At 71.6% G+C, this 17,391-nt stretch carries 24 protein-coding genes and 1 pseudogene; 6 read left to right on the top strand and 19 right to left on the bottom strand.

The annotated features are described in order from the left end of the window. From QRN89_RS32765 to QRN89_RS32705, 13 genes are all read right to left on the bottom strand, one after another. Positions 1–237, bottom strand: a complete 237-nt coding sequence (locus QRN89_RS32765; protein ID WP_290353034.1) for a gas vesicle protein GvpG — start codon at positions 235–237, stop codon at positions 1–3. A gap of 6 nt (positions 238–243) precedes the next feature. Next, a complete protein-coding gene (locus tag QRN89_RS32760) occupies positions 244–960 on the bottom strand; it encodes a GvpL/GvpF family gas vesicle protein (protein WP_290353033.1) in 717 nt (238 codons plus the stop codon). Continuing rightward, on the bottom strand, positions 957–1,379 hold the full coding sequence (locus QRN89_RS32755) for a gas vesicle structural protein GvpA (RefSeq protein ID WP_290353032.1): 423 nt from the start codon (positions 1,377–1,379) through the stop codon (positions 957–959). Before QRN89_RS32755 ends, QRN89_RS32760 begins: the two co-directional genes overlap by 4 nt. A gap of 197 nt (positions 1,380–1,576) precedes the next feature. Beyond that, a complete protein-coding gene (locus QRN89_RS32750; RefSeq protein ID WP_290353031.1) occupies positions 1,577–1,885 on the bottom strand; it encodes a gas vesicle protein GvpO in 309 nt (102 codons plus the stop codon). Between the two features lie 57 nt (positions 1,886–1,942). After that, entirely contained in the window at positions 1,943–2,296 is a 354-nt protein-coding gene (locus QRN89_RS32745; protein WP_290353030.1) for a phage holin family protein, read from the bottom strand. Between the two features lie 105 nt (positions 2,297–2,401). Continuing rightward, positions 2,402–2,809: a gas vesicle protein K gene (locus tag QRN89_RS32740; RefSeq protein ID WP_290353952.1), complete on the bottom strand. Its 408-nt coding sequence runs from the start codon at positions 2,807–2,809 to the stop codon at positions 2,402–2,404. Continuing rightward, positions 2,799–3,110: a gas vesicle protein gene (locus tag QRN89_RS32735; protein ID WP_290353029.1), complete on the bottom strand. Its 312-nt coding sequence runs from the start codon at positions 3,108–3,110 to the stop codon at positions 2,799–2,801. The genes QRN89_RS32740 and QRN89_RS32735 overlap by 11 nt, the downstream gene beginning before the upstream one ends. Before the next feature lie 23 nt (positions 3,111–3,133). After that, positions 3,134–4,060 carry a GvpL/GvpF family gas vesicle protein gene (locus tag QRN89_RS32730; protein WP_290353028.1) on the bottom strand — a complete coding sequence of 309 codons (927 nt, stop codon included), beginning with the start codon at positions 4,058–4,060 and terminating at the stop codon, positions 3,134–3,136. Next, the gene (locus QRN89_RS32725) at positions 4,053–4,514 is read right to left on the bottom strand and encodes a gas vesicle protein (protein WP_290353951.1); all 462 of its coding nucleotides are present in this window, start codon (positions 4,512–4,514) and stop codon (positions 4,053–4,055) included. Before QRN89_RS32725 ends, QRN89_RS32730 begins: the two co-directional genes overlap by 8 nt. A 20-nt stretch (positions 4,515–4,534) precedes the next feature. Beyond that, entirely contained in the window at positions 4,535–4,789 is a 255-nt protein-coding gene (locus tag QRN89_RS32720) for a gas vesicle protein GvpG (protein WP_290353026.1), read from the bottom strand. Positions 4,790–4,799: 10 nt separating this feature from the next. Next, positions 4,800–5,513 carry a GvpL/GvpF family gas vesicle protein gene (locus QRN89_RS32715; RefSeq protein WP_290353025.1) on the bottom strand — a complete coding sequence of 238 codons (714 nt, stop codon included), beginning with the start codon at positions 5,511–5,513 and terminating at the stop codon, positions 4,800–4,802. 3 nt (positions 5,514–5,516) lie between these two features. Beyond that, positions 5,517–5,981 carry a gas vesicle structural protein GvpA gene (locus QRN89_RS32710; RefSeq protein ID WP_290353024.1) on the bottom strand — a complete coding sequence of 155 codons (465 nt, stop codon included), beginning with the start codon at positions 5,979–5,981 and terminating at the stop codon, positions 5,517–5,519. 27 nt (positions 5,982–6,008) lie between these two features. Further along, positions 6,009–6,305 carry a gas vesicle protein GvpO gene (locus QRN89_RS32705; protein ID WP_290353023.1) on the bottom strand — a complete coding sequence of 99 codons (297 nt, stop codon included), beginning with the start codon at positions 6,303–6,305 and terminating at the stop codon, positions 6,009–6,011. A 178-nt stretch (positions 6,306–6,483) separates the two neighbouring features. Here QRN89_RS32705 and QRN89_RS32700 point away from each other — a divergent pair, with 178 nt between their 5' ends. The 4 genes from QRN89_RS32700 (at position 6,484) to QRN89_RS32685 (ending at position 9,505) form a co-directional block, all read left to right on the top strand. Further along, positions 6,484–7,497, top strand: coding sequence for a histone H1-like repetitive region-containing protein (locus QRN89_RS32700; RefSeq protein WP_290353022.1), 1,014 nt, complete (start codon positions 6,484–6,486; stop codon positions 7,495–7,497). 3 nt (positions 7,498–7,500) lie between these two features. After that, complete coding sequence (locus QRN89_RS32695) at positions 7,501–8,454, top strand: SRPBCC family protein (RefSeq protein ID WP_290353021.1); 954 nt, start codon at positions 7,501–7,503, stop codon at positions 8,452–8,454. A gap of 77 nt (positions 8,455–8,531) precedes the next feature. Then, positions 8,532–8,747 carry a CsbD family protein gene (locus tag QRN89_RS32690; protein WP_290353020.1) on the top strand — a complete coding sequence of 72 codons (216 nt, stop codon included), beginning with the start codon at positions 8,532–8,534 and terminating at the stop codon, positions 8,745–8,747. Positions 8,748–8,884: 137 nt separating this feature from the next. Continuing rightward, entirely contained in the window at positions 8,885–9,505 is a 621-nt protein-coding gene (locus tag QRN89_RS32685) for a DNA polymerase ligase N-terminal domain-containing protein (RefSeq protein ID WP_290353019.1), read from the top strand. A 12-nt stretch (positions 9,506–9,517) separates the two neighbouring features. Here the strand turns inward: QRN89_RS32685 and QRN89_RS32680 are convergent, their stop codons facing one another. The 6 genes from QRN89_RS32680 to QRN89_RS32655 form a co-directional block, all read right to left on the bottom strand. Then, complete coding sequence (locus QRN89_RS32680; protein WP_290353018.1) at positions 9,518–10,618, bottom strand: glutamate--cysteine ligase 2; 1,101 nt, start codon at positions 10,616–10,618, stop codon at positions 9,518–9,520. 31 nt (positions 10,619–10,649) lie between these two features. Further along, positions 10,650–11,021, bottom strand: a complete 372-nt coding sequence (locus QRN89_RS32675) for an STAS domain-containing protein (protein WP_290353017.1) — start codon at positions 11,019–11,021, stop codon at positions 10,650–10,652. A 142-nt stretch (positions 11,022–11,163) separates the two neighbouring features. Continuing rightward, the gene (locus tag QRN89_RS32670; RefSeq protein WP_290353016.1) at positions 11,164–12,705 is read right to left on the bottom strand and encodes an FAD-dependent oxidoreductase; all 1,542 of its coding nucleotides are present in this window, start codon (positions 12,703–12,705) and stop codon (positions 11,164–11,166) included. Positions 12,706–12,949: 244 nt separating this feature from the next. Then, positions 12,950–13,132 carry a hypothetical protein gene (locus QRN89_RS32665; RefSeq protein WP_290353015.1) on the bottom strand — a complete coding sequence of 61 codons (183 nt, stop codon included), beginning with the start codon at positions 13,130–13,132 and terminating at the stop codon, positions 12,950–12,952. A gap of 111 nt (positions 13,133–13,243) precedes the next feature. Then, the gene (locus tag QRN89_RS32660; protein WP_290353014.1) at positions 13,244–13,615 is read right to left on the bottom strand and encodes a DUF6479 family protein; all 372 of its coding nucleotides are present in this window, start codon (positions 13,613–13,615) and stop codon (positions 13,244–13,246) included. A gap of 182 nt (positions 13,616–13,797) precedes the next feature. Next, the gene (locus QRN89_RS32655; protein ID WP_290353013.1) at positions 13,798–14,943 is read right to left on the bottom strand and encodes an FUSC family protein; all 1,146 of its coding nucleotides are present in this window, start codon (positions 14,941–14,943) and stop codon (positions 13,798–13,800) included. A 236-nt stretch (positions 14,944–15,179) separates the two neighbouring features. Here QRN89_RS32655 and QRN89_RS32650 point away from each other — a divergent pair, with 236 nt between their 5' ends. Then, entirely contained in the window at positions 15,180–15,491 is a 312-nt protein-coding gene (locus QRN89_RS32650) for a DUF4235 domain-containing protein (RefSeq protein WP_290353012.1), read from the top strand. Positions 15,492–15,839: 348 nt separating this feature from the next. Continuing rightward, positions 15,840–17,319: pseudogene (locus QRN89_RS32645) on the top strand (aminotransferase class I/II-fold pyridoxal phosphate-dependent enzyme). Positions 17,320–17,391: the final 72 nt, after the last annotated feature.

The raw sequence follows: 17,391 nt of genomic DNA, 5'->3' as shown, positions 1-17,391 counted from the left end.
TCATGAGGTCCCCGCCGCCTTCTCCAGGCGGTCGAGAAGCTCGTCCTCACGCCGGTCGAACTCCTCCTCGCTGATCTCCCCGCCTTCCAGCCGGCGCTCCAGCTCGGCCAGTTCACGCCGGATCGTCGAGGGGTCGTAGTACCGCCGCTCCGCCTCGTCGGCGACCTGCCGGAGCACCCAGAAGGTGCCCCGGACCGGCGCCGCGGGCAGGAGCAGCAGCTCACCCAGCAGTCCCATGGGAGTTCACTCCACGAAGCTGTACGGGGGCAGCGGACCGTTGAGCTGCAGCGACAGGTGCGGATTGTCCTTGGCCAGCCTGTCGACGGCCGCGACGAACGCGTCCGCGTCGTCCCGCGCGACCAGGCAGGAGATGTTGGCGAGCCAGCCGGTGGACTCCGGGCCGACGCTGACCGACTCCGTCAGGCCCGTGAGTTCGCGGTGCACGATGTCGGCGTCGATCAGCTCCCGCTGCTGCACGGCGGCCACGATCCGCTCACCGAGCTGGATCTTCTGCTCCTGGGTGCCGCCGCCGGCCGCCTTGTTGGCCTCGCTCATCGCACGCAGCTCGGCGTTCTCCGCGAGGATGCGGTGCAGTACGGCCTCCTCGTCGTGGGACGCCTTCACGTTGAACTCGACCTTGCCGTCGAGGGCCGTGAGCCGCTGCTCGAAGTGTTCCGCGCGTTCCGCGAGGACCGCCTTCACCGCGTCGTCGTCGGGCGACACCCCGCCGAAGCGCATCGGCAGCACCGCCCCGGTCGCGGAGGCTTCCGCGAGAACGTTCTGGTGGGCGAGCAGATCACGGCGCTTGGGCCGCAGGTTCTCGGGAGCGTCACTGACGATGGCGATCAACTCGCCGCCGGCGACGGTGCGCACGGGCAGGGGCGGATCGCCGACACCGACGAGTTCCGACGCCGGGCCCGGGTGGGAGCGGCGGGCGATGCCGTAGACGTACGTACTCACTCCTGCTCCTCCTTCTTGCGCGACGTGGTGCGGCGGCTGCGGGGCCTGCTCTCCGAAGAGCTCTCGTCACGGGCCTTCTCGAAGGCCTCGGAGATGGTCTGGGCGGCTCCCGAGAGCGCGCCCTTGGACTTGCCCCGTGCGCCGGACTCGGTTATCTCCCCGACGAGGTCGGGCAGTCCGGGGCTGGCGTTGCGTCCCGATTCCAGGTCGAGTCGGTTGCACGCCTCGGCGAAGCGCAGATAGGTGTCGACGCTCGCGACGACGACACGTACGTCGATCTTCAGGATCTCGATGCCGACCAGCGACACCCGCACGAACGCGTCGATCACGAGCCCTCGGTCGAGGACGAGTTCGAGAACGTCGTACAGTCCGCTGGTACCGCCGCCGGAGCGGCTCTGTTGTGCCGGAACAACCGTCATGGTTCCGGTCCTCCTTCTCTGGTCGTTGTGGCCGGTGCCCCCGGGTCCGCCCGGCGGGCACGCCGGCGGACGTCCCGCGGTCGGTCGCGGAGCTGCGCACGGGTGAGGTGCACGGGGGCACGGGTCCGCCTTCGCGGCTGCCGGGCGCCGGTCCCGGCCCGATGGTCGGGGGCGTTCGGCCCGGTGGCCCGGAGCGCTCAGGAGGGATCCGCCCTCCCGCGCTCGTAGCGCCGGACCCGTCGGTACGTGGTCAGCTCGCCGTCGGGGTCCAGGGAGACCTCGTACGTCGCGAGCAGGCTGGTCGTGTCGGGGATACGGGCGAGCTCGACCACCTCGACGGCAAGCTCCCAGCCGTCCTCCGTCCGTGCGAAGGACGACACCGACTCGACCTGCGTTCCTGTGAGTTCGGTGAGCTGGTCGCGGGCCGCCCGCATGACGTCCATCGCCGTCGACGGCCGATCCGCCCCGGTGTCACCGCCACCGGACTTTCTGGTTGAGTTGGTCATCGCGACCTCGTCCTCCCTCTGGTTGCCGCTTGTCGTCGGCGGAAACATGACTGGTCGTCATGGGCGTGCCCCGGCGCCGGGATCCGGTGCCTGCGGAGGCATCGGCGGCGTCCCGGGAGGGACTGCGGCGGATGCCGGGGGGACACGCTCCTTCCGGGCGGCGGACCTGAGCAGGACCGCCGCGACCGCGAGTGCGACGGCGGCGATCAGTGCGGCGGCCCACGCGGGTATCGCCGCGCTGAGCAGGAGTACGAGGCAGCCGACGAGCGCCGCGCCCGCGTAGAGGCCGGCGGCGCCCGCCGCGCTGTAGTAGAGCGCCGCGCGGCGCTGCTTCGTCGTCTGCTTGCGCAGCTCGTCCGCGAGCGCTTCCCGGACGGCCCGGGCCATCTGGTCCGAGGGGTTGGTGTCCATGGCGCTCGCGTACCCGGAGTCCTGTCGGACACGCCCACGGATGCGGAAGGTGGCCGGCCCTGTCCCAACCGCCCGCTCCGGTGGGCGCGCAGAGGCCGCCCGCGTTCAGTCGGCGGGTGGCAGCAGGGTGCCCAGGGGCCCGAGGTCGAGGTTGAGGTCCTCCATCGTCAGCCCGTACTGGTCGCACAGGTCCGTCATGCGGTCGTGGAGGATCATGAGCGTCGCCCCCAGCCGCTCCTCCTGCTCCTCGGTGAGGTCGCCCTGGTCGACCCGGTGCAATGCCTGACGCTCCATCAACTGCCGGAGCAGTTCGACGAGCGTGAGGACGAGTCGTACGAGGTCCCGCTCCACCGTGTCGGGGTCGGCGCTGATCCTGCGGGCGGGTGACGGCGCGGCGCGGCCGGACGCGGGCAGGTCCTGCGGTGCGGCGGGCAGCAGCCGGAAGGCCCGGGCCGCGGCCTCCGCGACCTCGTCGAAGCGGCGGCCCCTGTCCCCCTCGCCCTCAGGGCCCATCGCCGCCGCCCCCTGGGAAGTCGCCACGCTCCGATGCGCCGCGCGCCGGGAGGCCGCTGTCCTCCGCGGGGTGAACCGGCCCCGGGAAGGCACTGCCCTCCGTGTCGCCGCCGCCCTCCGAGGAGCGGATGGACATGATGAGTGCGCGCAGGGAGATCCGTACGAGATCGATGTCCGCGATCGACAGCACCACGTCACCGGTCAGGACGACTCCCCCGCTGAGCAACCGGTCCAGCAGGTCGATGAGGGCGACCTGACGGTCCGGCAGGGCGGTGTCGGTCTCCGACGGCCGGGGCGACACGCCCGGGAGCGGCCGGGGCGCCGTCACTGTTCCGTGCCCCGCTCGGTCCCGGCGGGCGTGTCCGGGTGCGCTGCGGCCGCTCGCGCCCCGCTCCCCGCCGGCCCGGCGAACCCCGTCGCAGCCGCGGGGCCCTCCGCCCGCGGTGACTCCGCCGCCCCGGCCGTGTCCGGCGGTGTCGCGAACGAGTACGGCGCCCAGGGGCCGGTGAGTTCGACCCGTACCCCGTCCAGGTCGTCCGCCGCGCGGCTCACCTCGTCGCGGAACGCCTCGGCCCGGTCCCGCGCCACGAGATACGCGTCATTGAGGACGTTCTCGCCCGGCGCGGTGGCGAGTTCGCCCTGCTGCACACGGTGCCGGGCCCGGTCGGCGGCGTACCGGCGGCCCGCCTCCTCGATCCGCTCGGCCGCGGTCCGCGCCGAGCGGTGTGCGGTGTCCCGTACGGTGCGCTGGGCCTTGCGGGTCCGCAGATACGCCCGGCCCGGGCTGAGCTCCTCGGAGCCCGCGGGCTCGACAGGCCCCGGAGCGGGCGCCGCCGACGACTCGACGTAGATCTTGACTCCCCACTCCACGTGGGCGGCGAGGTGGGACAGCCGTCGGGCGAGGATCTCGCTCTGTGCGTCCAGTGCGTTCGTCGCCCGCTCGTCGTCCAGGTACACGGTGGCCAGACGCAGGGGAAGGACGGTGGTCCGGGCGGACAGTTCCTCGATGACGGCGTGGTGCGCACGCGCGACGGACTCCAGCCATCGAAGGTCCTCCAGGTGCTGCTTGAGTGCCTCCTCCCGGAAGTCCTCCGAGGGGACGGCGCTCACCGCGAGCAGCAGACCGTCACCGCCGGTGAGCGGGAGCAGGCGCACGGGCGCCCCGGCGACCCCGGTGGTGCCGACGACGGCTTCCTGGAGCCCGTCGGCCTCCCGCACCACGGCGTAGACGTAGGAGACACGGTCACTCATCTCGTGCCTTCCTGGTACGTCGGGCCGGCCGGGACGACCGGGGCCGTTCCTCCTCTACGGGTTCCTCCTCGACGAGCTCGGCCTCGGCGGGCTCCTCCTCCGCATCCGCCCCCGTGGCCGAGCGCCGGCCTCCCGGCAACGCCTCGCCCCTGCGCAGGGCCTCGACCTCGGCCCGCAGCCGCCTGTTCTCCTCGGCGAGGGACCGTTCGCCCCCGCGGGCGCGCGAGGACAGCGCGGGATCGTGCTCCCACCAGTCGATGCCCATCTCCTTCGCCTTGTCGACGGAGGCGACCAGCAGACGGAGTTTGATGGTCAACAGCTCGATGTCGAGCAGATTGATCTGGATGTCGCCCGCGATGACGATGCCCTTGTCCAGGACCCGCTCCAGGATGTCCGCCAGGTTGCTGGTGGAGCTCTGCCCGTACGGCGCGGCCCTGGACGGATAGTTGCCCATCCGGCCGGCCAGCGGATCGCTCACGGCCGACCCCGCTCGTCCCAGAACGCCCTGATCTCCTCCAGCTGCTCCAGGAGCTCGTCCTCGCGGCGGTCGAAGGTCTCCTCGTCGATCTCGCCGGAGAGGAGCCGCGCCTCCAGCTCCGCCAGCTCCCGCTGGACGGGCTCGGGGTCGTAGTACTCGTTCTCCGCCGCCTCCAGCACCCGGTCCATCACCCAGACGGCACCGCGCACGGGGGCCAGCGGAAGGGTCACGATCTGCGTGAGCAGGCCCATGGGATCACCCTCAGACGAAGCTGTACGGGGGGAGAGGGCCGTTGAGGCGGAACTCGAAGTCCTCCCCCATCTGGTTCGCGACGCTCATCTCGGTGGCCAGGAAGAGTTCCTCCTGCTCCTCGGCCACCAGGAAGGAAACGCTCAGGAAGTCCTCGCCGGAGGGCTGGGAGGTCTGCTGGTCGCGGGAGAAGGGCCGGAGCGCCTCGACGACCCCTGCGGCGAGCGACGCGTGGCGCGCGTCCACTTCCCCGGCGACGAGTTCGCCGAGCGCGAGGGAGACGTCGGGGCCGGCCGTGCCGCCGCGGACCGCGGCGTTGAGTTCCCTCGCCTCGGGCGAGTCCTCGAGGATCTGCCGCAGCAGGGCGTCCTCGTCCTGCTTGACCTTCAGGTTGTACTCGGCGCATCCCTCCAGCGCGCCGAGCCGGTCCGCGTACTCCGTCGCCCGCTCCTCCAGGGCCTCCCGGACGGCGTCGTCGTCCGGTGCGGTCAGGCCGAACCTCAGGGGCAGCACCGCGCCGTCGGCCATGAGCCGGGTCTGGACCTCCTGGTGCGCCGTGAGGTCACGGCGCTTGGGGCGCAGATCCTCGGGAGCATCACTGACGACCGCGGTGAGTGATCCCGACGTCACGGCCCGCAGCGGGGAGGGAGGGTCGCCGACCCCGGCGATGTCGTCCAGCCCCAGCGGATGCTCCTTGCCCACGATGGAGTACACGTAGACGGCCATGGGTCACTCCTCCTCGCGTTCCCTCGAACGCCGGGGCCTCCGGCTCGTCGTACGCCGCCGTCGTGCCGCAGGCTCCCGCTCCTCCTGTTCCTCCTCTTCCTCTTCGTCCTCGTCGCCGCCGCCCTTCATGGTGTCGGTCACGGCTTCCACGGCACCCGAGAGCGCCCCCTTGGACTTGCCGCGGGCCCCCTTCTCGACGGTGTCCCCCACCAGGTCGGTCAGCTGCGACGGCTGCTTGCCGCCCTCCAGGTCGAGGCGGTTGCACGCTTCGGCGAAGCGCAGGTACGTGTCCACGCTGGCCACGACGATGCGGGCGTCGATCCTCAGGATCTCGATACCGACGAGCGAGACCCGCACGAAGACGTCGATGACGAGTCCGCGATCAAGAATGAGTTCCAGGACGTCGTAGAGGCTGCTGCTGCCCCCGCCCCTGGCGACGCCGCCTCCGCCCTGCGGCACCACGGTCATGGCGCCTCCCTTCACCGGGCCGACCGCTCAAGGCCTGCGGTCGATCTGCCCTCTGGTGTATCTGCGCTTGCGTTCGTAGGCCACCAGGTCACCCTCCTTGTCCAGGGTCACTCGGTAGCTGGCCATCACGCTCGTCGTCTCGGGGATCCTCTCCAGTTCAACGACCTCCACGTCGGCCTCCCAGCCGTCGTCGGTCGGCTTGATGGCGGACACCGACTCGGGCGGTCGTCCGAGCAATTGCGCCAGTTGCTGCGCCGCGGAGCGCATGACCCAGGCGGCCTTCTTCTGGGGCTTCCGCTTCGCGGGTTGCTCTGGAGGGGCCATGGTCGTTCTCCGGGGACGGAGCGGGCGCCATATTCCACGCACGAATCTACAATTTCACTATATAGGGACATATGTGTCGTGCGCGTCGGCCTGCACGGCTGGTGGGCCTGGGCGGCGCCCCAGCGTGATGACGACCGTCCCCCTCCTTCCCCAACGCCCTTTGCGAAGGGAACAGTTCATGAACGACACGACCAAGATCGCTCTCGCGGCCGCGGTCGCGGGCGGGTACCTGCTCGGGCGCGCGAAGAAGGGCCGCCTCGCGTTCGCCATGGCGACCTACATCGCAGGGCGCCGCTTCGGCCTGGATCCGCAGCAGCTGGCGACGGAAGGGCTGCGCAAACTGAAGGACGTCCCACAAGTCGCCGAGCTCAACGAACAGATACGAGGGGAACTGCTGGACGCGGGGCGCAAGGCCCTCACGGCCGCCGCCGACCGGAAGCTCGCGGATCTGGCGGACTCGCTCCATGAACGCACACTCCATCTCGGAGGCAAGGGCAAGGAGGAGGACGAGGAGTACGAAGAGGAGGAGTACGAGGACGAGGAACCGGCGGAGGAGGAAGAAGAGGAAGAGCCGGAGGAACAGGAGGAGGAAGAAGAAGAGGAAGAACAGGAGCCGGAGGCCGAGGCCGAGGAGGAAGAGGAAGAGGAGGAGGAAGAGCCGGAGGAGCCCGAGGCCGAGGAAGAGGAGGAGGAAGGGGAAGAGGAAGAGGAAGAGGAAGAGCCGGAGGAACAGGAGACGGAAGAAGAAGAGGAAGAACAGGAAGAAGAGGAGCCCCCGCGCCGACGAAGGCCCGCGAGAGGACGCGAGAAGCCCGCCCCGCGCAAGGCGGCCGCCAGGAAGGCCACGGCGAAGCGAGCACCCACGAAGAAGACGGCGGCCAAGAAGACCGCCGCGAAAAAGGCTCCGGCGAAAAAGGCCCCGGCGAAGAAGACCGCCGCCAAGAAGGCACCCCCGAGGAAAGCCACGGCCAAGAAGACCGCCGCGAAGAAGACACCGCCGAGGAAAGCCACGGCCAAGAAGACCGCCGCGAAGAAGACACCGCCGAGGAAAGCCACGGCCAAGAAGACCGCCGCGAAGAAGACACCGCCGAGGAAGGCAACAGCCAAGAAGACCGCGGCGAAGAAGACCGCCGCGAAGAAGACGGCTCCGCGCAAGACGGCCGCCAAGAAGACGGCCGGACGGCGGAGGTAGGCCATGGCCAAGGAATCAGGTGCCGCCAAGGGCGGCGAGAGCTCCGGTCTCGACCTCCTGCGCGACGAGTTGGTCGACTTCCTCGGCGCCCAGGTCGAGAACCTGGCGGACAAGGCCGGCGACAAACTCTCGGGCCTCACCGACCAATTGCTCGACTCGGCCCAGGGCGGCGGCCCGCTGCCCGGCGGCGGCATCATGAAGGCCGTCACCGGAAGCAAGGCCAAGGGCATGAAGGACAAGGTGGTCGGAAAGGCCAAGGACCTGCTCGGCGGCGGCAAGGGCAAACGGAAGTCCGGCGGCGGCAAGTCCATGAACATTCTCGAGGTCCAGGACGTGGGCGTGCCGATCCGCGCGGCGTACGACCACTGGACGGCGTACGAGGACTTCAGCGACTTCGCCAAGGGTGTGCGCAGCGTCTCCAAGGACAGCGACGACGTGCACAGCGACTGGAAGGTCAAGGTCGGGCCCTCCACCCGGGGCTGGAAGGCCACGGTTCAGGAGCAGGTCCCGGACGACCGGATCATGTGGACCTCCGAGGGCGCCAAGGGCACCACGCGCGGCTGCGTCAGCTTCCACTCCCTGGCGCCGTCCCTCACCCGGATCGTTCTCGTCGTCGAGTACTACCCTTCCGGATTCTTCGAGAAGACCGGCAATCTCTGGCGGGCCCAAGGCCGTCGGCTGAGGCTGGACTTCAAGAACTTCGTCCGCTACGTCTCGTTCGCCGACGAGGAACCCGAGGGATGGCGCGGGGAAATCCGTGACGGTGAAGTCGTGCGCAGTCACGAAGAGGCACTGGAGGACGAGGAAGAACAGGGTCAGGAAGAGGACGAGGAAGAATACGACGAGGACGAAGAGGATGACGGCGAGTACGCGGACGAGGACGAGGCGCCCGAGGAAGGCGAGGAGGAGGACGAATACGAGGATGAGGAGGAGGACGAGGACGAATACGCCAGGTGACGTTTGAGCGGACTCGTCCGAGGTAGCAGCAATGAAGTAGCCGCAAGAAACGTCGGACGCTCAAGGGGCTGACTCAGATGGCTGCACAGGGAAAGAAGATTCGCGGAAAGGCCCAGGAGACCGTCGGCAAGGCCAAGCAGAAGGCCGGCGAGGTCACTGGGAACGAGGAGCTTCGCGCCAAGGGCACTGCGGACCGTTTGGCCGGCAAGACCAAGGAAAAGACCGCCGAGGCCGAGCAGACGGTGCGCGGCACCGCGGAAGAACTGAAGGGCAAGGCCCGCAAGAACATGTAGGGCTCTTCCCCACGGGTCCCGGGACGGCGGCAGGTCTGCCGTCCCGGGACCCGGTCACGTCGTTTCGGTCTCCGCCCCGTCGTTGTCCCGTAAGACCCCGGAGTGGGGAGCCCCGAGCCGAAGGGAAGGAAGCCGGCATGCCGGGGAAGGAACCACTGCGGGATTACCACCGCAAGCGCCGCTTCGACAGGACCGCCGAGCCGGAGGGCGGCGGCGAACGGCAGGGACGCGGAGCTCACGCCGAGCCCGCCTTCGTGGTGCAGATCCATGACGCGAGCACGATGCACTTCGATTTCCGGCTCGAGGTGGACGGAGTGCTCAGGAGCTGGGCCGTTCCCAAGGGCCCGTCGTCGGACCCGCAGGAGAAGAGGCTCGCCCTGCCGACGGAGGACCACCCCCTGGAGTACGCGGACTTCGAGGGCGTCATCGCCCCGGGCGAGTACGGCGGCGGCACGGTCATCATCTGGGACGAGGGCACGTTCAGGAACCTCACCGAGGACCGCCACGGGGGCGAGGTCCCGATGGCCGAGGCGCTGGAGCGGGGGCACGCCTCCTTCGCCCTGCACGGTCGCAAGCTCCACGGCGGTTACGCGCTCACCCGCACCGGCCCGGACGGCGGGCGTGAACGCTGGCTGCTCGTGAAGAAGAGCGGCTCGAACGCCGCCGCGCACGACGCCCCTCAGCCGCACCGTGCCCGGTCGGCCCGAACCGGCCGCACGCTCAAGCGGGTCGCCGAGGACGCCGCGGGCGACAGCTGACCGGCGCGCGCCTCAGGCGCGCCGCGCGCCGGTGAGGCGCACGCACTCCGTGACGACCTCCCGCAGACTGCCGGTCCGCTCCAGGATCGCGCGCTGGACGGCTGCCCCGTTGCCGGTCCTCAGCACCGCCGCGAGCGCGTCCTGGGCGCGTTTTGTGTCCCCTGCGTCGTCGAGGGCGTCGCGTACATGGTCGAAGAGTGCTCGCACCACCGTTTCGGCGGGCGCGGGGCGCATCGTCCGGGGATGGAGCAGGCGGCCTTCGAGGCCGTAGCGGGCGGCCTGCCACGCGGCCAGCCGCAGCATGGACTCCCCGTGCCGCGCCGGCGGCTCCCCCGCCTGCCACTCGCGGGACGCCGTCTCGACCAGCCCGCGGACGAGGACCGCGTGGAGCACCGTCGAGTCCGGATCCAGGCAGACGTCCGCGACCCGGATCTCGACCGTGGGATACCGATGGGACAGCCGGGCGTCGAAGTAGATCATCCCTTCGTCCCGGAGGACGCCGGTGCCGACCATGTCCCGCACCTGCTGGTGGTACCGGTCGGCCGAGCCGAAGATCCCGACGGGGCCGGCCGACGGCCAGCGGCCCCACACCTGACTGCGGTAGCTGCTGTAGTGGCTGTCCTGTCCTTGCCAGAAGGGGGAGTTGGCGCTCAGGGCGAGCAGGACGGACAGCCAGGGCCGGATGCGGTCCAGGACCGCGACGCCCTCGTCGTCGGAATCCACGGAGACGTGGACATGGCACCCGCAGGTGAGCTGGTCCTGGAGAGTGAGCCCGAAGCGTTCGGCCATCCAGTGGTACCGCGTGCCGACGGCGACGGAGGGGCTGACCGGGAGGGGGGAGGTGGCGAGGGCGGCGACGGCGACGCCCGTGTCCTCGGCGTGCTGCGCCGCCTCGGCCCGGCACCGCCGGATCTCGGCCGCGAGTTCCTCCATCCGGGTCCCGGGCCGGGTGGCGAACTCCAGTTGCTCGCGCTGCAGCTCCGATTCGAAGACCTGGTCCTCCCCCGCCGTCTCCCTCGCGGCGGCGTCCAGGACGGCCGCCGACACGGCGCGGGGCTCCCCGGTCTCCGCGTCCACCAGGAGGAGTTCCTCCTCCACTCCCACGCTGCGCACGGCTCGCTCGCTGCCTTCGCCGGTGTGCCGGTCAGGCGGACCCGGCGCCGACCGCGTCCAGGGCCTCTCCCAGCGAGGTGGCGGTGCGGACCGAGGCGCCGGGGCCGGCCGTCTCCAGCAGCTCCCGTACGGGCGGCGAAGGCGCCGCGACATACAGCGAGGCCTCCGCCTGGAGCCGTGTCAGCAGGGCGAGCATGGCCGGATCGGCGGAGGTCACCGACTTCGTGTCCATCACGATGGCCCGCCTCTCTCCCTCCAGCACGTCGTCGAGCCGCCGCGACACGCCGGCCACTGCGTCCGGACCGAGGTCCCCGCCGAGGGTGATGACCCATGCGTTGCCCCGCCGGCTGCAGCTGAGCACGCCGAGCGACGGGGTCGATGGGCTGCCGTCATATTCATGCATCCCCCACGTCTAGCAAACTCGCCCGCGCACTTCCAGACGGACACCGTCGTCGCCCCGGTCCCGGAGGCGGGCGACGGCCCGGCGCACCGCCGGGGAACTCCTGACGAAACGGCGGGATCCGGCGGCCGCGAGGCCGGGATCGTCAGGTGTCCTCGTCGTCCTGACGTTCGAGTGGGTGGACCGCGGGGCCCTGGAGCACCTTGCCGTCCACGTCGAAGCGCGAGCCGTGGCACGGGCACTCCCACGTCGTCTCGGCGTCGTTGAAGTGCACGATGCAGCCGAGATGGGTGCAGCGGGCCGAGACCCGGTGCAGTACACCGGATGCGTCGCGGTGCACGGCGTGGAGGCCGCCGTGCGGGCCCCTCACCACGGCGCCGCCGCCGTCCGGGATGTCGTCCACCGAGTCGGCGCGGCCGCCGGGCAGCCGGTCGGCGACCAGGTGCCTGGCGGTCTTGGCCCAGAGCCTCAGGGCGTCGGGCGCGTCGCTGGGATGGAGCCGGACGGGATCGTAGAGCCCGGCCCAGGGCGACGACTCCCCGGTGACCAGTGCGCTCAGCAGCCGGCCCGCCATCACTCCCCCGGTCATGCCCCAGCCGCCGAACCCGGTGGCGACGTGGACCCGGCGGGTCAGGGGGTGGAGCCGGCCGACGTAGGGCACGTCGTCCGTGGGGAACGTGTCCTGCGCGGCCCAGCGGTGGGTGACCGCGAAGTCCCTGAAGTGCTCCTCCGCCCAGCGTTCGAGCCGGTCGAAGTGGGCGGTGGCACCGCCGTCCCTCGGGTCTCCGGGAGTGAACTTCTCTCCGGTGACGACGAGCATGCGGCCGTGGCTCTCGTGGGGAGCGCTGCGCACCGACCGGGTGCCCTCCTCCTCGGTCAGGAGCATGCCGGCGGGTTCCCCCGCCCCCGGGGGCAGCGGCCCGGCGACGACCGCCTCGCGGCGGGACTCCAGACGGGTGAAGAGCAGCGCCCGGTCGAAGATTGGGTAGTGCGTGGCGACGACGACGTGCCGCGCCTCGACGGTCGGACCCGCACTCGTCGTCAGACGGCACGGATCGCCCTCGTCGAGCCCCGTGACGCGGCTGCGTTCGACGATCGTCCCGCCGCTGCGCACGAAGTCCGCGGCGAGTGCGAGCAGGTACTTCCGGGGATGGAACTGGACCTGGTCGTCGAGCCGTACGGCGGCCGCGGCGGGGACGGGGAGGTCGGCGTCCCGGAGGAAGGACACCGCCAGCCCGGCCTCCGCGGCCGCCTCGGCCTCGCGCCGTATGCCGTCGGCCTTCGCCGGATCGGCGGCGTACGTGTACGCGGGCACACGTTCCAGATCGCAGTCGATGCCGAGTTCCCCGGCCACCTCCGCCACACGGCGTACCGCGTCGGCCTGGGAGGCCGCGTACAGCCGGGCCGCGTCGGGGCCGCGTGCCGAGCGAATGCGGCTGTACGCCGTGCCCTGCAGCGCCGACACCTTCGCCGACGTGTGGCCGGTGACGCCCCGCGCGATCCGGTCGGCCTCCACGAGCACCACCTGCCGGCCCGCGCGGGCGAGCTCCCAGGCCGTGCAGATCCCGGCGATGCCGCCGCCCACCACCGCGACTTCGACGCGGACGTCCTCGTGCAGTGACGGGTACTCGGGCCCCGGGTCGTACTCCGTCCACAGCGAGCCGGCGGAACGCTCGGAGATGGCCATCGGTGTGCTCCTCGTCGGGATGGGAGGCGAACGCCGCGGACGGCGTTCGGCGGGGCTCACCGTGCCCCGCTGGGGTGTGTGGCGGAAGCAGCTCCGTCCGCCCGCAGGGGGTCTGCGGCGTCCGGTGCGTGCGATCGCACGGCGGCGGATCATCCTCGGACTGGACGTACTCGGATGACTCCGACAACGCAGCGAGCGTGCGTGCCAGGGCGTCGCGGGCCAGGAGGGACCTTCGCAACACGGCCTAGTGATCGCGGTCGTCGCCGCGCGCGTCCTCCTGGGCCTCCTCGTTCGGGGTGAGCGCGTCTCCCGCCTCGCCTCGTTCCGGACCGCGTTCGGTCACGTCGAGCTCTGCCTCCCGGACCTCACGCGCGACCTCCTCGTCCGCGGTGCGCGGGTGGCCGGTCTGCCGCTGAGTGTGCTTCATGGGGTGATGGCCTCCTGGTGCCGTCGGTGCCGGGTGGCGGTTCACACCGCGGGGAACGGTGGGACCAGGGATTCATGCCGCGGAGACGTCCTGACCGCGACGCGTCCCGGGTCATCCGCCGAGTCCGCCGCTGCCGAAGGAACCGCCGCCCTGTTCGTCGCTGCGACGGCGTCCCTCGGGGCCGGGGTGTGAGCTGTGGGACCCCAGCTGATGCGGGGTCAGTCGGGAGCCGTCGTCCGGGAAGGTCTCGCCGTCCGGTTCCCGGTTCTCCTCGATGTGCGTGCGTCCGGCCGGACGCACGGGCTGCTCGGAGGGCCGCGGCCGTCGCGGCTGCGTCCTCCGGCGCCGGATGGCCCAGGGAATGACCCCGATGAGCACCGCGACGATCACGATTCCGGCGATGAACGGGCCGATTCCGCCCAGGACCGGATTGCTCGCGGCTTCCGTGACGGGCGCGTCCTGGCTGACGATCAGTGGATTCATGTCCTCCGCCTTCTGCTGAGGTCCTCGGTGAGAGGCCGCTACGGGGAGTGCCCCGGCCACGGAACGTCGTCCCGGCGGCTCGGCCCGCGTCGGCCTTCAGGCATCCGCCTGCCCCGCAAGTCATTCGACACACATGCCGCCTTTGTCCGAGGGGCGGCCGCAGGGGCCGTCCGCGCCGGTCGTCAGGACCGCGTGCCCTCCGGTTCGAGCGTGTACAGCAACTGCTGGGTCTCCGCCACGACGCCGCCCAGAGACGTGGCCGTCTCCGGGTCCTCGCTGACGACCAGGGCCTTCAGCCGACCGTGGGCGCCCCAGGCGTCCGACAGCGCGTCGGCCCGACGCTCCTGCGCGCCCCTCCCGACGGGGCCGGGCGCGGGCACCGTCACCGGTGCCGACTCGGGCACGCAGACCTCCGCCGCACGGCGCAGCACCTCGCCGAGCGGTTCCAGCGCGTCCGAGTGGGGCGGGCGCAGGGAAGGGCTGCCGCCGGCGGCGTCGGCGAGCAGGCGCGTCAGGGACATCAGGTGGTGGGTGGCCCGTTCCCAGGCGGAGTCACGCTCGGACGGCGGCAGGGCGGGGCCGCGGCGGCGAAGGCGGTGTCCCGGGTTGAACCGGTAGCTCTCCCGCGTCCAGCCCCGTGCTTCGTGCAGCGCGGCGACGGTGCCGTGGAGGCCGCGCGCCCGGTCGTGCCAGCGCTCGGCGTCCGCCCGCTCGTAGCCGTGCTCCATCCCCGCGGCCATGGTGCGCAGGAGCTCCGCGGTCTCGCGGGGCAGCCGGTACAGGTGGGCACGTACGTCCTTCAGATGCACCGGGGGCAGGACGAGCGCGTTCACACCGATCCCGATGAGAGCGCCGATCAACGTCTCCAGCAGTCGGTGGCCCACGTCGGCGAAGGACGTGGAGCCGTAGGCCAGGACGAAGGGGGCGGTGGTCGGAGCGTAGAGGCCCTGCGTCCCGAAGCGGGTCCAGTTGCCCATCAGGACCGTCAGGGGCAGGACGAGGGCCATGGCCACCGTGGTGTTCCCCGTGGCCGCTGCCGCCCCGGCGGCGAGCACCGCGCCGAAGCCGATGACGGCCACCTGCTGGACCGCGGACACGAGGGAGCGGTACACGGTGCTCTGCACCAGCGCGACGGCCGTCCACGGCGCCATCAGGGCCATGGGCGCCCCCCACCACCAGCCCGTCACGGCCCAGGCGAGTACGGCCGCCGCCGCGGCCTTCAGCGACTGGACGAGGGTGTTGCGCTCACTCCCCGGCCCTCGCACGGCCCGGAGGGCGGAGCGCCGGACCGCCGCCGCCTCCCACCGCAGCCGACGCCACCACTGCATGTGTGCTCTTCCTGTTCCGTCGGGGTCGTCCGGGGTGCGTACGCCGCGCCTGGAGGACGTCCGGGCGCTCGGCGCGGCGGGTGCCCACCGGGTGTACGGCGAAACGGACACGTGTACGGGTGTACGAGGTGATCGAGGGGGCACGCGCCACTCGGGACGCCCGGGGAGGCGCAGGGATGCGCGCTCACGGAGGACGCCCAGGTGTGCACGGCACGGAAACAGGTGAAGGGGGACCCATGAACAAGATGAAGCTGAAGAGGAAGGGCAAGGTGCCGCTCGTCTACAAGCCGGTCGGCTTCGCCCTCAGCTGGGGCGGCGGTGCGCTCGCCGGTCTCGCCTTCCAGAAGGCGTGGAAGGTGCTGCGGCACGAGGACAACGCGCCCGACGCGCTCGACCGCGACCGGAAGTGGGGCGAGATCCTGCTCGCGGCCGCCGTGCAGGGCGCCATTTTCGCCGTCGTGCGCAGCGTGGTCGACAGGTCAGGCGCCAAGGCCGTGCAGCGGGCGACGGGCGTCTGGCCCAGCGGCGGCAAGAGCGGCAGGGACTGAGGGACCAGCGGCGAGGTCCGGCCGGACCGCCCCTGAGGCACTGGGCGGCGAAGGCCGGGGCGGCCTCCCCGGATGTGCGGTCGTCCGGCGGCGCGCCCCGGCTGCCGCCTGCCGGCACCCGGCTCGCGGCTCCCGCGCGGGGCGGGGTCCGACGGCGCGCCCCGGCTGCCGGCCGAAACCCGGCTCGCGGCTCCCGCGCGGGGCGGGGATCGGGCGAGTGGGGCGGAGGGGTCCGGGTACGCGGAGTGCAGGCGACACGCCCCGCGGGGCGCAGGCCGCCGAAGCCGGCTCGGCCGGGCGGGGGACGCACCGCACCCCGCTCGTCCCCCTGCCGAGGAGGCGGTCACGATCTCACCGCAACCGGACCATTCGCACGCGCCCGTGCTGGAGGCGCTGGAGGCCTACCACCGCAGCGGGGAGCAGCCCTATACGCCGCCCGGCCACAAGCAGGGCCTCGGGGCCGATCCGCGTGCCGTTGCCGTGCTGGGACCGGGAGTGTTCCGTTCCGACGTCCTCGCCACCTCCGGGCTCGACGACCGCAGCGCCTCGGGAAGGGTGCTGGAACGGGCTCAGGACCTCATGGCCGACGCGGTCGGTGCCGACCACACGTTCTTCTCCACCTGCGGCAGTTCGCTGTCCGTCAAGGCGAGCATGCTCGCCGTCGCCGGGCCGGGCGAGAAGCTGCTGGTGGGGCGCGACGCGCACAAGGCCGTGGTGGCCGGGCTGATCCTGTCCGGAGTGCGGCCCGTGTGGGTGGATCCCCAATGGGATGCCGAACGGCATCTGGCGCACCCTCCGTCGGTGGAGTCGTTCGACGAGGCGTTCCGCGAGCACCCCGACGCCAAGGGCGCGTTGGTGACCAGCCCGACGCCGTACGGCAGCTGCGCCGATCTGTCCGCGCTCGCAGCACTCTGCCACCGGCACGGACGGCCGCTGCTGGTGGACGAGGCGTGGGGTGCCCATCTGCCCTTCCACGACGACCTGCCCACCTGGGCGATGGACGCAGGCGCGGACGTCTGCGTGACCTCAGTGCACAAGATGGGCAGCGGGCTGGAGCAGAGTTCGGTGTTCCATCTCAGCGGTGACCTGGTGGATCCCACCGTGCTGAAGTCCCGTGAGGACCTGCTGGGCACCACGAGCCCGTCCGTGCTCATCTACGCCGCCCTGGACGCCTGGCGGCGCCACATGGTCGAACAGGGCAAGGAACTGATCCAGAACGCCCTCGAACTGAGCGGAGTCGTACGCTCGTCGATCGGCGCCATCGACGGGATGCATGTCGACGGGCGCCCCGAGTACGTCGGCCCCGGGCTCGCGACCGATCTGGACCCGCTGCCCGTCGTCATCGATGTGTCGGCCCTCGGCATCAGCGGCTACCGGGGCGCGGACTGGCTCCGCCGGCACCACCGCGTGAACCTCCCATCTCGCCGATCACCGCCGCATCAGCGCACAGCTCACGTACGCGGACGACCACGACTCGGCGGCCGCGCTGCTGACGGCCCTGAGGGACCTGGCGGACAACGCCCCCTCGCTCCGCCCCTCGACCGCCGTCCATGTTCCGCCGCCCACGGAGTTGCGCCTCGAACAGGCGGCTCTGCCGCGGGACGCGTACTTCGGCCCCACGGAGCAGATTCCCCTGCGGGACGCAGTGGGCCGGGTCGCGGCGGAGATGGTCACGCCGTACCCGCCCGGCATCCCGGTCGTCGTGCCCGGGGAACGACTGAACGGGGCCGTACTGGCGTACCTGGCAAGCGGCAAGGAGGCGGGAATGGTCGTGCCGGACACCGCGGATCCGAAGCTGGAGACGATACGTGTGACGGCCGAACGCTGAGAGTTCATGGGCTCCCGCGCCGCGTCGCCCGACGGCGCGGGAGTCGCGAGAAGGGTGCGAGAACGTCGCGGG

Source organism: Streptomyces sp. HUAS CB01, assembly GCF_030406905.1.
Classification (GTDB): domain Bacteria; phylum Actinomycetota; class Actinomycetes; order Streptomycetales; family Streptomycetaceae; genus Streptomyces; species Streptomyces chengbuensis.
The sequence above is the reverse complement of the archived record's forward strand: the minus strand, read 5'-3'. Positions and strand labels throughout refer to the sequence as shown.